This is a genomic window from Roseobacter sp. (assembly GCF_039970775.1).
Lineage (GTDB): Bacteria > Pseudomonadota > Alphaproteobacteria > Rhodobacterales > Rhodobacteraceae > Roseobacter.
On the sequence record NZ_JBDVLG010000026.1, the window covers coordinates 18,865 to 33,779 of the forward strand.

The 14,915-nt window shown below is 58.8% G+C and carries 15 protein-coding genes; 12 read left to right on the plus strand and 3 right to left on the minus strand.

Annotation, left to right across the window (positions count from 1 at the left end):
- Window position 1 precedes the first annotated feature (1 nt).
- Complete coding sequence (hemN, locus tag ABJH13_RS05440; protein WP_348405204.1) at window positions 2–1,357, minus strand: oxygen-independent coproporphyrinogen III oxidase; 1,356 nt, start codon at window positions 1,355–1,357, stop codon at window positions 2–4.
- 63 nt (window positions 1,358–1,420) lie between these two features.
- Here hemN and ABJH13_RS05445 point away from each other — a divergent pair, with 63 nt between their 5' ends.
- Complete coding sequence (locus ABJH13_RS05445; protein ID WP_348405205.1) at window positions 1,421–2,164, plus strand: Crp/Fnr family transcriptional regulator; 744 nt, start codon at window positions 1,421–1,423, stop codon at window positions 2,162–2,164.
- A 4-nt stretch (window positions 2,165–2,168) separates the two neighbouring features.
- Here ABJH13_RS05445 and ABJH13_RS05450 read toward each other — a convergent pair whose 3' ends face one another.
- Window positions 2,169–3,005, minus strand: coding sequence for a universal stress protein (locus ABJH13_RS05450; protein ID WP_348405206.1), 837 nt, complete (start codon window positions 3,003–3,005; stop codon window positions 2,169–2,171).
- A 194-nt stretch (window positions 3,006–3,199) separates the two neighbouring features.
- Between ABJH13_RS05450 and ccoN the strand changes: the two genes are divergently transcribed.
- The 8 genes from ccoN to ccoS are packed head-to-tail and all read left to right on the plus strand — an operon-like array spanning window position 3,200 to window position 10,907.
- Entirely contained in the window at window positions 3,200–4,813 is a 1,614-nt protein-coding gene (gene ccoN / locus ABJH13_RS05455) for a cytochrome-c oxidase, cbb3-type subunit I (RefSeq protein ID WP_348405207.1), read from the plus strand.
- A 12-nt stretch (window positions 4,814–4,825) separates the two neighbouring features.
- The gene (gene ccoO / locus ABJH13_RS05460) at window positions 4,826–5,551 is read left to right on the plus strand and encodes a cytochrome-c oxidase, cbb3-type subunit II (RefSeq protein WP_348405208.1); all 726 of its coding nucleotides are present in this window, start codon (window positions 4,826–4,828) and stop codon (window positions 5,549–5,551) included.
- A gap of 11 nt (window positions 5,552–5,562) precedes the next feature.
- Window positions 5,563–5,748, plus strand: a complete 186-nt coding sequence (locus tag ABJH13_RS05465; RefSeq protein WP_348405209.1) for a cbb3-type cytochrome c oxidase subunit 3 — start codon at window positions 5,563–5,565, stop codon at window positions 5,746–5,748.
- On the plus strand, window positions 5,745–6,608 hold the full coding sequence (ccoP, locus tag ABJH13_RS05470; RefSeq protein WP_348405210.1) for a cytochrome-c oxidase, cbb3-type subunit III: 864 nt from the start codon (window positions 5,745–5,747) through the stop codon (window positions 6,606–6,608). Before ABJH13_RS05465 ends, ccoP begins: the two co-directional genes overlap by 4 nt.
- Window positions 6,609–6,662: 54 nt before the next feature.
- Complete coding sequence (gene ccoG, locus ABJH13_RS05475; RefSeq protein ID WP_348405211.1) at window positions 6,663–8,096, plus strand: cytochrome c oxidase accessory protein CcoG; 1,434 nt, start codon at window positions 6,663–6,665, stop codon at window positions 8,094–8,096.
- The gene (locus ABJH13_RS05480; protein WP_348405212.1) at window positions 8,093–8,566 is read left to right on the plus strand and encodes a FixH family protein; all 474 of its coding nucleotides are present in this window, start codon (window positions 8,093–8,095) and stop codon (window positions 8,564–8,566) included. The genes ccoG and ABJH13_RS05480 overlap by 4 nt, the downstream gene beginning before the upstream one ends.
- The gene (locus ABJH13_RS05485; protein WP_348405213.1) at window positions 8,563–10,752 is read left to right on the plus strand and encodes a heavy metal translocating P-type ATPase; all 2,190 of its coding nucleotides are present in this window, start codon (window positions 8,563–8,565) and stop codon (window positions 10,750–10,752) included. Before ABJH13_RS05480 ends, ABJH13_RS05485 begins: the two co-directional genes overlap by 4 nt.
- Window positions 10,749–10,907: a cbb3-type cytochrome oxidase assembly protein CcoS gene (gene ccoS, locus ABJH13_RS05490; RefSeq protein WP_348405214.1), complete on the plus strand. Its 159-nt coding sequence runs from the start codon at window positions 10,749–10,751 to the stop codon at window positions 10,905–10,907. Before ABJH13_RS05485 ends, ccoS begins: the two co-directional genes overlap by 4 nt.
- Window positions 10,908–10,921: 14 nt before the next feature.
- Here ccoS and ABJH13_RS05495 read toward each other — a convergent pair whose 3' ends face one another.
- Window positions 10,922–12,379 carry a D-alanyl-D-alanine carboxypeptidase family protein gene (locus ABJH13_RS05495; RefSeq protein WP_348405330.1) on the minus strand — a complete coding sequence of 486 codons (1,458 nt, stop codon included), beginning with the start codon at window positions 12,377–12,379 and terminating at the stop codon, window positions 10,922–10,924.
- Between the two features lie 324 nt (window positions 12,380–12,703).
- Here ABJH13_RS05495 and clpS point away from each other — a divergent pair, with 324 nt between their 5' ends.
- The 3 genes from clpS to ABJH13_RS05510 are packed head-to-tail and all read left to right on the plus strand — an operon-like array spanning window position 12,704 to window position 14,879.
- Complete coding sequence (gene clpS / locus ABJH13_RS05500; protein WP_348405215.1) at window positions 12,704–13,048, plus strand: ATP-dependent Clp protease adapter ClpS; 345 nt, start codon at window positions 12,704–12,706, stop codon at window positions 13,046–13,048.
- 4 nt (window positions 13,049–13,052) lie between these two features.
- Window positions 13,053–14,042, plus strand: coding sequence for a class I SAM-dependent methyltransferase (locus tag ABJH13_RS05505; RefSeq protein WP_348405216.1), 990 nt, complete (start codon window positions 13,053–13,055; stop codon window positions 14,040–14,042).
- Between the two features lie 36 nt (window positions 14,043–14,078).
- Window positions 14,079–14,879, plus strand: coding sequence for an SDR family oxidoreductase (locus ABJH13_RS05510; protein WP_348405217.1), 801 nt, complete (start codon window positions 14,079–14,081; stop codon window positions 14,877–14,879).
- Window positions 14,880–14,915 lie beyond the last annotated feature (36 nt).

Consider the following 14,915-nt stretch of genomic DNA (forward strand, 5'->3'; position numbering starts at 1 on the left):
GCTAGATCGCCGAGGCGTGGCACGTGTTTGACATATCATAGGCGTCAAAGAACCGGGCGATGATCCGCGTCAAGGGGCGCCATTTGGGGCGGATGCGCAGCCCGTCTTGTGTCAGGTGCACGGCATCGCCAAATTTGCGCGCGGCGGACTGCAACAGGGGGGTCAGCTGTGGCCCCACATCTGGAAAGTGCGTGCAGATATCATCGGTGCTGATTTCAAAGTTGCACATCAACGCCTCGATCATATGAGCCCGCAGGTGGTCTTCGCCCGCGAAAACATGGCCGCGCGTGGTCGCAAACTGGCCTGACTGCACGGTTTTTGCGTACGCGGACGTGGCAGGCGCGTTTTGCGCATAGCCCTGCGGGAACCGGGAAATCGCAGAGGCACCCAGCCCAATCAGCACATGCGCCGGGTCGTCAGTGTACCCTTGGAAATTTCGGCGCAAACCGCCATTGCGCGCGGCAATGGCCAGACTGTCGTCTGGTTTGGCGAAATGATCGATGCCGATTTGGTCGTATCCGTCCCATGCAAACAGCCGCGCGGCGGTTTCAAACAACCCAAACCGTTGTTCGGGGGCGGGCAACGCGTCACTTGGGATCATCGATTGTCTGCGGGCCATCCAAGGCACATGCGCGTAGCCGTATAGGGCCACCCTGTCAGGGTTGAGCGTCAGCAATTTCTGCACCGATGACGCCATGCGCGTTTCGTCCTGATGCGGTAACCCAAACAAAATATCGGCGTTTAGCGATGTTATCTGGGCGGCGCGCAGCATGTCGGTGGCGTCGCGCGTGATCTCGAAGCTTTGAAGGCGGCCGATGGTGGTTTGCACTTGGGGGTCAAAATCTTGCACGCCAATCGACGCACGTGTCATGCCTGCGGCGGCTAAGGCGTCAACCCGCGCCACGTCTATCTCGTTTGGGTCGACCTCAACGGAAAATTCAGCGCCCGGCGCAAGGGGTGCAATATCGGCCACGGCGCCTGCCAAGTCGCACATCATGGCGGGCGACAGCAGGGTGGGCGTGCCGCCGCCCCAATGCAGCCTGCTTAATGTGACGCCCTCGGGCAGGAGATCCCCCAACATGCGTATCTCGCGGATCAGGGTTTCTAGGTACCCATGCACTGGCGACAGTGTTTGTGTGCCTTGGGTGCGACAGGCGCAAAACCAACATAACCTACGGCAAAACGGGACATGCAGATACAGCGACACGGTGCTGCCGGGCGCGATTGCAGTGATCCAGTCGGTCATTTGGGCGGGGCCCACCTGCGCAGAAAACTGCGGCGCGGTCGGATAGCTGGTGTATCGCGGCACCCTCGCGTCAAAAAGCCCCAGTTTTGCGAATTGTGATGTCTTGTGCATAGTATTCCCTTAATCAAGGATCTGTTAAGTGTCCTTGACACAGATCAATGACGGAGGTGTGTCGTGCATCAGGTTGAGACCCCTAAATTCAAGACCTGTTCGGAATGTCCGATCCGCCATCGTGCGGTCTGTGCGAAGTGCGAGAAAGACGAGCTCGAGCGGTTGGAAGACATCAAATATTACAGGAGCTTTTCTGCCGGTCAGACGGTGATGTGGGCGGGCGATCACATGGATTTCGTCGCCTCTGTCATATCGGGGGTGGCGACGTTGACCCAAACGATGGAAGACGGGCGCACGCAGATGGTCGGGTTGCTGTTGCCGTCTGATTTTGTTGGCCGACCGGGGCGCAGTCAGGCGACATATTCGGTCACGGCGACGACGGATCTGATGATGTGCTGTTTTCGGCGCAAACCGTTTGAACAGATGATGACCAGCACGCCGCATATCGCCAACCGGTTGCTTGAGATGACATTGGATGAACTGGATGCCGCGCGGGAATGGATGCTGGTTTTGGGGCGTAAAACGGCGCGCGAAAAGATCGCAAGTCTGTTGTCGATCATTGCCCGGCGCGATGCACTGCTAAATGCGGCCGCTCCGGGCAAAGAGTTGATGTTTGACTTACCGCTGACACGTGAGGCCATGGCCGATTATCTAGGGCTGACGCTTGAGACCGTAAGCCGCCAAATGTCGGCGTTAAAGCGTGACGGGATCATTGTGCTGAAAGGCAAGCGGGCGGTCACTGTGCCCGACATGGACGTCTTGATGACCGAAGCGGGCGATGACAGCGATGGTGGTTACCTAACCTAATCCATCAATGTGCCATCAAAACAGGAACTTGGGCGTTTTCCAACATGTCGCGGGTGGCGCCGCCAAGGACCGCTTCGCGGAACCGGGAATGCCCATACCCACCCATAACCAACATCTGCCCGCCCACTTCGGTGACATGGCGTTGCAGACGTGTGCTGACTTTACCACCGTTGCGGGACATGATCTGAATACTGCAAATGACCCCATGCCGCGCCAGCATAACCGCCAATGCGCCGCCGGGGTCAGATCGATCTGCCGCATGGGTTGGCGGGTCGATGATAGCGATATGAACGTCTTTGGCGGCCTGAAGAAACGGCAAGGCGGCGCGGACCGCACGCAGAGCTTCGGCGCTTTCGTTCCAAGCGATCACAATGCGGTTTGGGGCGGTGACATGGGTCGCGGTGGGCACGACCAAGGTTGGGCACGCGGCGTCAAACAGCATGGTTTCGAGCAATAGAACATCATCGGGGGTGCTGTCCGCGCGGTAGGGCGTTGACGAGACGCACAAATCGGCAAACCGCGCGGCCTGTGCCATTGGGCGCGTCGCATCCGCCGGGCCCGCAACGACGCTGACACTGGACCAGCGCACAGCAGCTTGGGCCAGCCGGGCGTCCACGTCATGCCGGACTGTTTCGGCTTTTTCGTGCGCTTCTTTGAGTGCGGATTGCACCAAAAACGCATTGGCACCAACCTCATAGTAGTTGCTGCGCGAGCGATCCAGCCCCAGACACATCACATCAAGATGTGCGTCAAGGTCTTTGGCGAGCGCTGCGGCATGGGTTAATGCCGGGGCGTCGGGTTCAAACGATGTCATCGCGGTAAATAGGGTTTTAAAGGCCATAACTCAGATCTTTCATCAGTCGTTAACCACCCCAGATTAACCTTCTGTTATGATCGTCGCCTTGATCAAAATCAGGCAAAAAGCATCCAATTCTTGATGCAGATCAAAGCGCAATGCCGCTGTGTAAGTGACATGTGATCTATTGAGACGTTCCCGCGCCCGGCGTGGGGCCAATCGGAAGGAACCCCGGCACGATGAATACCGGAACATTGAACTACGCAAAGCTGGTGGTGCTCGCGCTTGCCACACTGTTCACCATGATTGCCGCCAGTTATGCGCGCGATCTGTCTTATCAGGTGCATATGGTGATCTTGATGATCGTCTCTGGGGGGCTGTTTTTAACCACCTTGCGGGCCACGGACGAGCCTGTCGTCCCAACGCCGCAACATGAATATTTCGACAGCGTGATCCGCGCAGGGGTGATCGCCACCTGTTTTTGGGGCGTTGTTGGGTTCCTGGTTGGGGTCGTCATCGCCTTCCAACTTGCGTTTCCGCAGCTGAATTTCGCATGGGCCGAAGGTTACGCCAACTTTGGACGGTTGCGGCCGTTGCACACATCGGCGGTGATTTTTGCGTTTGGCGGCAATGCCCTGATCGCAACGGCGTTTTTCGTGGTGCAGCGGACTTCTGCGGCGCGGTTGTGGGGCGGAAACCTTGGGTGGTTCGTGTTCTGGGGGTATCAGTTGTTCATCGTGCTGGCGGCCACCGGGTACCTTCTTGGCGCGACGCAATCAAAGGAATACGCCGAACCGGAGTGGTACGTTGATATCTGGCTCACGGTCGTTTGGGTGGCGTTTCTGGCATGTTTTCTGGGCACTATCATCAAGCGCAAAGAGCCGCATATCTATGTGGCCAACTGGTTCTTTCTGGCGTTCATCGTGACGGTTGCGATGCTACATATCGTCAATAATATCTCGATCCCGGTGTCGATCTGGGGCTCCAAATCGGTGCAGGTCTTTTCGGGCGTGCAAGATGCGATGGTGCAATGGTGGTACGGCCACAACGCCGTTGGTTTCTTTCTGACGGCGGGGTTCTTGGGGATGATGTACTATTTCGTGCCCAAGCAGGCCGAACGGCCGGTGTTTTCCTATAAGCTCAGCATCATCCACTTTTGGGCGCTGATCTTCCTGTATATTTGGGCGGGTCCGCACCACTTGCACTACACGGCTTTGCCCGATTGGGCGGCCACCTTGGGCATGGTGTTTTCGATCATCCTGTGGATGCCCAGCTGGGGCGGTATGATCAACGGTCTGATGACGCTGCAAGGCGCGTGGGACAAGCTGCGCACCGATCCGGTGTTGCGGATGATGGTCACCAGCCTCGCGTTTTATGGTATGTCCACGTTTGAGGGGCCGATGATGTCGATCCGGTCGGTCAATTCGCTGTCGCATTACACGGATTGGACCATTGGGCACGTGCATTCTGGCGCGTTGGGCTGGAACGGTCTGATCACCTTTGGGGCGCTGTACTATCTGGTGCCGGTGCTGTGGAAACGTGAACGCCTTTATTCGCTGTCCTTGGTCAGCTGGCACTTCTGGCTCGCGACCATCGGGATCGTGCTTTACGCGGCATCCATGTGGGTGACCGGCATCATGGAAGGCCTGATGTGGCGCGAAGTGGATGCCAACGGGTTCCTCGTGAACAGCTTTGCCGACACCGTCAGTGCCAAGTTCCCGATGTATGTGGTGCGCGGTCTGGGCGGGGTTATGTTCCTGTCGGGTGCGATCATCATGTGTTATAATCTGTGGATGACCGTCCGCGCAGCGCCCGCCAAGGCGCCGCTCGGCACCGTTGTCCCTGCTGAATAAGGAGGGCGTGATATGTCGATCCTCACAAAACATAAAATCATCGAAACCAATGCGACCTTGTTGCTGGTGCTTAGTTTTTTGATCGTCAGCATCGGGGGGCTCGTTCAGATTGTCCCGTTGTTTTACCTCGAAAACACCATCGAAAAGGTGGAGGGCATGCGGCCCTATTCCCCGCTGGAACTGACGGGCCGTGATATTTTCGTCCGCGAGGGCTGTTATGTTTGCCACAGTCAGATGATCCGACCAATGCGCGACGAGGTCGAACGCTATGGGCATTACAGCCTCGCGGCAGAATCCATGTACGACCACCCCTTCCAATGGGGATCAAAACGCACCGGGCCTGATTTGGCGCGGGTTGGCGGGCGGTATTCGGACGATTGGCACATTGACCACCTGCGCAATCCACAAGCGGTGGTGCCTGAATCTATCATGCCCAAATACGGGTTTCTGGAAAATACGTTGATTGACGGCGAATACATCGAAGACCTGCTGCGGACGCACCGCATGGTCGGCGTGCCCTACACCCCCGAAATGATCGAAACCGCATCTGCTGATTTTCGCGCGCAGGCCGACCCCGACAGCGACTACGACGATCTGTTGGTGCGGTATCCGGGGGCGCAGGTCCGCAACTTTGACGGGGCGCCGGGCATTTCCGAGGCAGACGCGTTGATCGCCTATCTGCAAATGTTGGGCACGTTGGTCGATTTCTCTACCTTCACCCCAGACGCAAGCCGCTAAAGGAGAGACATATGGAACTCTATTCTTTGCTGCGCGAATTCGCGGACAGTTGGATGCTGCTTTTGCTGTTTTGCATCTTTGTTGGCATGGGGGTGTGGGTGTTTCGGCCCGGCAGTCACAAGGTGCATCAGGACACTGCGAACATCCCCTTTCGTCACGACGACCGACCAGCCCCAGATCAGGAGGCAAACAAATGACCAAAGTTCCGCCAAAGCAACAGGATGATCCCAACACCACCGGCCACAGCTGGGATGGGATCGAGGAATTTGACAACCCGATGCCACGGTGGTGGTTGTGGACGTTTTACGCCTGCATGGTCTGGGGATTGGGCTATAGCATCGCCTATCCGGCGTGGCCGTTGGTGTCGTCTGCGACGGCGGGTCTGTTAGGGTATTCGACCCGCGCCGAGGTCGCGGTAGAGATCGCCGCCGTCGAGCAAAACAACGCAGGTATCAACGCCGAACTGGCCGCCGCCGAGCTCACAGAGATTTCCGCCAATGCCGACCTAAACGGCTATGCGGTGTCGGCCGGTGCTGCGGTGTTCCGGACGTGGTGCACGCAATGCCACGGGTCGGGGGCTGCAGGGTTTGCGGGGTATCCCAACCTGTTGGACGATGATTGGCTGTGGGGCGGCGATATCGAATCGATCCACACCACGATCGCACATGGGATCCGCAACGAAGACGACCCGGATGCGCGATATTCTCAGATGCCAGCCTTTGACGGCATTCTTGAACCCGAAGAGATCGCGCAGGTGGTCAACCACGTGATGTCGCTCTCGGGCAGGGCGGCGGACCCGGCGCTGGCGGCGCCCGGCGCAGAGATCTTTGCCGACAATTGTGCGGCCTGCCACGGTGAAAATGGTCTGGGCGGGCGCGAGGTCGGCGCGCCCAATCTGGCCGATGCGATCTGGCTCTATGGGGGGGACGCCGAAACCCTGACCGAGACTGTGACCTATAGCCGCTACGGCGTTATGCCACCTTGGACGCAGCGATTGAGCGAGGCACAAGTCAGAGCAGTTGCGCTATATGTGCATCAGTTGGGCGGGGGTGAATAACCGGTTCGGCCGGTAGGGCCCCAACGTCCACTTTATACATCCGCAAGGACTACAGTGACAGATCACGTGCCACCTCCCAGCCTTTACGCCGCCCGCGAGCCGATCTTTCCGCGCCGGGTTTCAGGCCCATTTCGGAACCTCAAATGGGTCATACTCGCCGTCACGTTGGGCATCTATTATCTGGTGCCGTGGCTGCGGTGGGACCGGGGGCCAGAGCTGCCCAACCAAGCGGTGCTGCTAGATCTCGCGAACCGGCGGTTCTACTTTTTCTGGATCGAAATCTGGAGCCATGAGTTCTATTTTGTCGCCGGTCTTTTGATCATGGCCGGGCTGGGGCTGTTTTTGTTCACCTCGGCGCTGGGGCGTGTCTGGTGTGGGTATACCTGCCCGCAAACCGTCTGGACGGATCTGTTTATTCTGGTCGAACGTTGGGTGGAAGGCGACCGTAACGCACGCCTGCGGTTGCATCGTCAAAAGAAAATGACCGCGTACAAGCTGATGTTGTTGCTGACGAAATGGACGTTGTGGTTGGTGATCGCGGTGGGCACCGGCGGGGCGTGGGTGTTTTATTTCGCTGATGCCCCGACATTGATGATGGATTTGTTCATCGGGCAGGCGGCCGCCGTGGCCTATATCACGGTTGCCATTCTGACTGCGACGACCTTTGTGTTTGGCGGGTTCATGCGGGAACAAATCTGCATTTATGCCTGCCCGTGGCCGCGCATTCAGGCGGCGATGATGGATGAAGACACCCTGACAGTCGCCTATCGTGACTGGCGTGGTGAGCCGCGCAAACACAGCCAAGGCGCCAAGTCAGAGCCGATGGGCGACTGCATTGATTGCATGGCGTGCGTCAACGTGTGCCCCATGGGGATCGATATCCGCGATGGGCAGCAGATGGAGTGCATCACCTGCGGGCTGTGTATTGACGCCTGCGATGACGTGATGGCCCGGATCGGGAAACCGCGTGGGTTGGTCGATTACATCGCATTGTCGGACGAAACCCGCGAGCGGGCGGGCGCGCCACCGCGCCAAGTCTGGAGACATATTTTCCGCCCGCGGACCCTGTTTTATACTGCGTTGTGGGGCAGCGTCGGGGTCGCGTTGATTGTGGCGCTTTTTATCCGCGCCGAGATCGAAATGACCGTTGCCGCCGTGCGAAACCCGACATTTGTCACGCTGTCGGATGGGTCCATTCGCAACACCTACGACATCCGCTTGCGCAACAAAAACAACGAACAACGCCTGTTTCGGATTTCGTTGACCGGGGACCCGGCCCTGCGCATCCAGCTGGAAGGCACGCCTTATGGGTCGGTGAATGTGCCCACCGACACGTCCTTTTTGCAGCGGGTTTATGTGATCGCGCCACCCGGATCCGCCCCCGCTGCACGGGACCGGACGGATATGCGGTTTTGGGTAGAAGACCTATCAACCGGGGATCGCGCCCACAATGACAGTAGTTTCAACGGCGCAGGAGATACCCCATGAGCACGTCACCCAAAGAGCTGACCGGCCGCCATGTCGCCTTGATCTTTGTCGCGGGGTTTTCGGTTATCATCGGTGTGAACCTGTTGTTGGCCTATAGCGCGGTCAGCACCTTTCCGGGGCTAGAAGTGAAAAACTCCTATGTGGCGAGCCAGCATTTTGATAAAAATCGCACCGCTCAAACGGCGCTTGGGTGGTCGGTTTGGGCGCAGGTGCGCGGCGATGATGTTGTGCTGTCCATCACCGATGAGGATGGCGCCGCCGTCGAGGTGGCGTCGCTTGACGCGACATTGGGGCGCGCAACGCATGTGCGCGATGACCAAACCCCAGATTTCAAATTCGACGGGCGGGCCTATGTGGCCGCTGCTGATCTTGCACCAGGAAACTGGAATATTCGGATGAAAGCCGTGGCGGCCGATGGCACCGCCTTTCAGCAACGGGTCATTTTGCATATTCCCAAAGGCGGCGCATGACGGTTGCGACACCCCATCGCCCGGTCGCCTGTCCGGGGTGCTTGGCCGCTCCGGTAGACCCTGCCGCCGCCCCACCCAAAGACGCGCGGCTGATGTTGTCACTGCCGACGATCCATTGTCAGGCGTGCATCGCCAAGGTGGAACGCGCGTTGGGCGCACACCCCGGCGTCACGTCCGCGCGGGTCAACCTGACACTCAAACGCGCCCTGATTGACGCCCCTGCCGACACCACCCCCTCCGCGTTGATCGACGTGTTGGCGGGCGAAGGCTTTGAAGCACACGAATTGGACGCCACAGCGTTGACAGAAACAGCGACACGTACGGCAGGGCGCGATCTGTTGATGCGTCTGGCGGTGGCTGGCTTCGCGTCGATGAACGTTATGTTGTTGTCTGTTGCTGTCTGGTCGGGGGCGGCGGACGCCACGCGCGATATGTTTCATTGGATCTCGGCGGCGATTGCGTTGCCTGCCATTACGTTTTCGGCGCAGCCGTTTTTTCGCAACGCGTGGATGGCGCTGCGGGCGGGGCGGCTCAACATGGATGTGCCCATTAGCCTGGCGATCCTTTTGGCGTTGGGCACGTCCCTTTGGGAAACATGGCTGTCGGGCCACCACGCATATTTTGATGCAGCATTGACGTTGACGTTCTTTTTGCTTGCGGGGCGTTGGCTGGACGCGCGGGCGCGGTCGGCGGCGCGGTCTGCCGCCGAAGAATTGACTGCGCTAGAGGTCCCGCGTGCGTGGCGGGTTGGGCCAAAGGAGCCTGTCGAAGTTGCGGTGGCAGATTTGCGGGTGGGGGATCATATTTTGGTTCGTCCGGGTGCACGCGCGCCGGTGGACGGCGTCGTTGTGGACGGACGTTCCGAGGTGGATCGCGCGCTGCTAACGGGGGAAACCTTGCCCGAACTCCGCGCGCCGGGCGATAGAATGAGTGCGGGTGAGATCAACCTGACGGGGCCACTGACCCTGCGAGCGACCGCCGTGGGCCAAGACACCTCATTGCAACGCATGACGGCATTGGTCGCCATCGCCGAAAGCGGCCGGTCGCGGTATACCTCCCTTGCGGACCGGGCCGCGAAACTTTACGCGCCGGGCGTCCATATTCTATCGGCGTTTGCCTTTTTGGGGTGGCTGATTTGGTCAGGCGATGTCCGTGTGTCGTTGAACATTGCGGCGGCTGTCTTGATTATCACCTGTCCTTGCGCGTTGGGGTTGGCTGTTCCGGCGGTGACGACGGCGGCGTCGGGCCGTTTGTTTGCAAAGGGAATGTTGATCAAGGACGCGACGGCGTTGGAGCGGCTCGCCGAAGTCGACACGGTCGTGTTTGACAAGACGGGCACGCTGACGACGGGGCAGCCGAACCTGACGAATTGGGCCACGCTTACCCCGCTGCAACAGTCGCAGGTCTATGCTTTGGCGCAAGGGTCCGCGCACCCGTTATCGCACGCGATTGTTCAGGCGGCGCAGGCGTCGGCATGCACACCTGCGCCCGTATCCAACATCACAGAGCGACCCGGATATGGGTCAGAAGGGTATCTGAACGGACGCCATCTGCGGCTTGGGCGGCCCGAATGGTTGGGCCTCGCCCCCGAAGGGGATATCCTGTGTACGGGGTTTGATGCCGGAGATGGGGCAGCGATTTTGTTGACCTTCACGGACGCAGCGCGGCCCGGTGCAGCGGAAACCATCCGAGGTTTGCGCGCATTGGGCTTGCACATCCACCTGTTGTCCGGAGACCGTCCTGCAGCTGTCCGATCGTTTGCTGATACGTTGCAAATTGCGGATTGGAAGGCCGCGATGTTGCCGGAAGATAAGGCACAGTTTGTCGCGGATTTGCGGCACAAAGGACATCGCGTTTTGATGGTTGGTGACGGCCTGAATGACACCGTCGCGTTGGCCTCGGCACATGTGTCGATCAGCCCGGCGCAGGCTTTGGATGCGGCGCGTGCGGCTTCTGATATGGTATTGTTGGGCCAAGATCTGCGGCCAGTGACAGATGCCGTTGCCGTGGCCCGGCAAGCGACCAAACGTATCCGCGAGAATTTTCGCATTGCGACGGTTTATAATGTCGTTGCCGTTCCGTTGGCGGTGGCCGGTCTGGCCACTCCGTTGATTGCTGCGTTGGCTATGTCCACGTCGTCGATAACCGTCTCGCTCAATGCGTTGCGGGTGCGGGGGCGGTCGTGAATGTGTTGGCCTATCTTATCCCGATTTCGCTGCTGCTGGGTGGTGTTGGGTTGCTGGCATTTCTATACACTTTGAAGTCGCGGCAATATGACGATCCAGATGGCGACAGCCGCCGCATTCTGAGCGACACGTGGGATGATCACCCCAAAACATAGAGAGGGCGGCCCTGTTAGGAGGGGCCGACCGTCTGACATGAAATGCTACGCGCGGCCAACCTTCGGCACGCGAGGTTGGCGCTGTCACGGGTCATACCCAGAAAATTAGCCTCAAAGCCGGTTGGCTTCTTGACGACTTTGCGCAAGGTGCCTTCTAGGGTGGTCATTTCAGCCAATGCGGTGGTCACAAGGGCCCGTTCGGCATTGTAGCGCGTTGTGTAGCGCCCGACATTCACCCCCCATTGATGGCCGCCAGATGTTGAAAGCCGGGTGACGACTTCGTTTTGCGGCAGGTCAGGAGCGCCGTCTGAAACCGAACGCCCCGCGGGCCGCATGGTGGGCCTTACGGTGATCCCGGCGAGGTTGCTGCCTGAAAGATCTTCTGATGCGGGTGCGGTTTGTGATGGTGCGATGGGTGTTTCTTGTGCTGCGGCCAATGCAAGATCGATGTCAGCGGACAAGACACCACTGGTGCTTGCCTGGGCTGCGGCGGGTGTTGATGCCGGTGCGGTGGGCGCAGGGACTAAGGCCGCAACCGCGCGAAGCTGCGGGCGCAGGCTGGTGCGCGTGATGCCGCTTGTGCGGACAGTTTTCACCGCGCCGCCGGGCACATAGGCAGGTTTTTTCGGCTTGCGCAAAGCGACCCGCGAGGGCGCCCGTTTGAAGCCCATGTCGAGCAGCTCGGCAACGCGGGCATTGCGAGCACTGGTGGAAGAGCCGCCAAAGACTGTGGCAATGATGCGTTCTCGGCCACGTTCGGCAGAGGCAACGAGGTTAAAACCCGCAGCCCGCGTGTATCCGGTTTTGATGCCATCGGCACCGCGATACGCCGCCAGCAAACGTCTGTTGGTATTTGCGACTTCGCGCACGCCCGCATTGGTAGAGCGCCGCGAAAACAAATTGTAATATTCGGGGTAGTCATAGAGCACGTGACGCCCAAGGATAGACATATCCCGTGCGGTGGACATGTGCCCAGACTCGGTGAGCCCATGTGCGTTTTTAAAGGTCGTACGGCTCATCCCCAGTGATTTGGCCGTGCGGTTCATACGGCGTGCAAACGCTGCCTCGGACCCTTCCAGAGCTTCGCCGATTGCGGTGGCTGCATCATTTGCGGATTTTACCGCAGCTGCACGGATCAGATACCGAAATGCGATGCGCTGGCCGGATTTCAAACCAAGTTTCGAGGGGGGTTCGGATGCCGCAAAACGTGAGATCTTTACCTCGGTGTCTAGCGAGATCTCGCCCCGCTCAACCGCCTGAAAGGCGATATAAAGGGTCATCATTTTGGTCAAGGATGCGGGATGCAAGCGCGTATCGGCATTGCGGGAATGAAGGACTTTGCCAGACCTCGCGTCCATCACGTATGCTGCGTAAGGCGCGGCAGAGGCGCTGAGCGGTAGAACCACCAAAACCCAAATTGCTGCGAGAATAAATAGCCCGTACCGGGCCGGCCACGTGCGCCGAACCTTCATCATGATCTGCCTTTTCTGCCTCACGCCGCCGATTTTTCGACTGGCTTTTTTTGTATGTGCGAGACTAACACAACTTGCAGTTTCTATAAAGTGTTTGATTTAAGCTATTTGCGTTAACTTTCCGTGAAGTGAGAACCACATTTGGTAAGTTGCCCGCGCAAAACACCCATAAGAGCTATTTGCATGAACACGCCGTCATTTTACGCCATGCGATCCAGACACCTCCGGCGGATTTGTGCTGATCCATGGCCCCTTTGCTAAATGTTCAGACAGGCTATATATGGCGCTCAACGACTCACCACTTAAAGCAGATCAGGAGCAGCAATGCACCGCGACGTGATCATGATGGCCGACCGTTTTGAGGATGACGACGACGATGTCTCGATCCTGACGGCGACGAAGCCCAAGACCAAGCGCCCGCCGCTTTATAAGGTGTTGTTGCTCAATGATGACTTTACGCCGATGGAATTCGTCGTGATCATTTTGGAGCGATTTTTTGGGCTGAATCACGCCCAAGCCTTTGAAATCATGTTGACTGTGCATAAAAAAGGCGTGGCGGTTGTGGGTGTGTTTAGCCACGAGATCGCCGAGACAAAGGTCGCGCAGGTCATGGATTTTGCACGCCGGCACCAGCACCCGCTGCAGTGCACGATGGAAAAAGAAGAATAGATCCGTGATCGACACCCGTTTGTCGCTGGCCCTGAACGAGGGCGGGTTGGTGTTGCCCCTTGACGGGTGCGTTGGCGTATTTCACCCTGATCCAGATGCCCAATTGGGGGATTTGCCCAAAGATCGGGTGCAGATCATCGCCGATTTCAAACCGCATATAGATACGTGGATCGCACGTGGATACGATGCGCGCGTCACTGCCGAGGGGCGTTTTGCGGCGGCGGTTGTCGCGATTCCCCGCGCCAAAGCCGAGGCCCGCGCCATGATCGCGCACGCGGCGGCCCAGACCGACGGCGTGCTGGTGGTAGACGGCCAAAAAACAGACGGTATCGAGAGCCTGTTGCGTGGAATGCGCCTGCACACGCAGGTGTCTGCGCCGATCACCAAGGCCCACGGGAAGCTCTTTTGGTGCACGCCAGACCCCGATGCCTTTGCGGATTGGGGCGCGGGCCCCGCCCAGACGGATGGCGGGTTTTGGACTGCGCCGGGGGTGTTTTCCGCAGATGGGATCGACCCGGCCTCGGCGCTTTTGGTGGAGGCATTGCCCGACCATTTGGGGGCTCGGGTCGCGGATCTTGGGGCCGGGTGGGGGTTTTTGTCCGCGCATCTTCTGACACGACCCGACATCAAAGAATTGCATGTGGTCGAGGCAGGGCACATGGCGCTGGAATGCGCGCGCCACAATGTCACCGACCCGCGCGCAGATTTCCTGTGGGCCGATGCGACACAATGGACCCCGTCTGACCGGCTTAATGCGGTGGTGATGAACCCGCCGTTCCACACCGGGCGCAGTGCGGATCCCGCGTTGGGGCAGGCGTTTATGCGGACCGCTGCGCGGATCTTGCATCCACAGGGGCAACTTTGGATGGTTGCAAACCGACATTTGCCTTATGAAACGACTTTGCAAACCCTCTTTGCAAAGACCACCGAACTGGAGGGCGACGGGCGGTTCAAATTGCTGCACGCCAGCCGGCCGCTTCGAAAACGCAGCTAAGCCTGCTCAGACCAAAGCCACATAACAGGGGCCCTTATGTCTTTTTCAATCAACGGTAAAACCGCAATCGTGACGGGGGCGGCCAATGGGATCGGCCTTGCGATTGCCCGACAGTTTGCGGACCGCGGTGCGAATGTTATGTGCGCGGACATGGATGAGAAAAAGCTGGCCGAGGAATGGGGTAACCAAACCGACGACAGCAATTTGCGGTATTTCGCAGGGGATCTACGCCAGCGCCTGACCATTGCAAACTTGGTTTCTGCGACGATTGATGCGTTTGACCGGGTTGATATTTTGGTCAACGCGTCGCGGCAGGTGATGCCGACGGACCCGTTGGATGTCGAAGACACATCTGTCGCCGTTTTGTTGGAACAAAACCTGATGACGTCGCTGAACCTGATCCAACAGGTGGCAAAACGCATGATGAAACAAGGGGCTGACCAGACCGAGGGACAACTGGGATCGATCATCAACCTCAGCTCGATCGCGGCGCGACAGACCCGCCCGGAACTGATGGGGTATTCCATTGCGTCGGCGGCGCTAGAACAGATGACTCGGTCGATGGCGCTGGCGCTGGCCCCTGAACGTATTCGGGTGAACGCGGTGGCGTTTGGCTCTGTGATGAGCGCGTCGTTGAAATCATCGGTGATCGAAAACAAGGACTGGCGCGCGGATATTCGCGACCACACGCCGCTTGGTCGTATCGCGGGCCCGTCGGAATTGGCCGAGGCGGTGCAGTTTCTGGCTGCGGAAAGTTCGGGGTTCATGACGGGCGAGGTTATCACCGTGGACGGCGGGCGCAGCCTGTTGGATGTGGTTGCGGCCCCCGTGCACTGACGATTAACGCTTTTCGTCCGGCCATGTTCCGCGTTA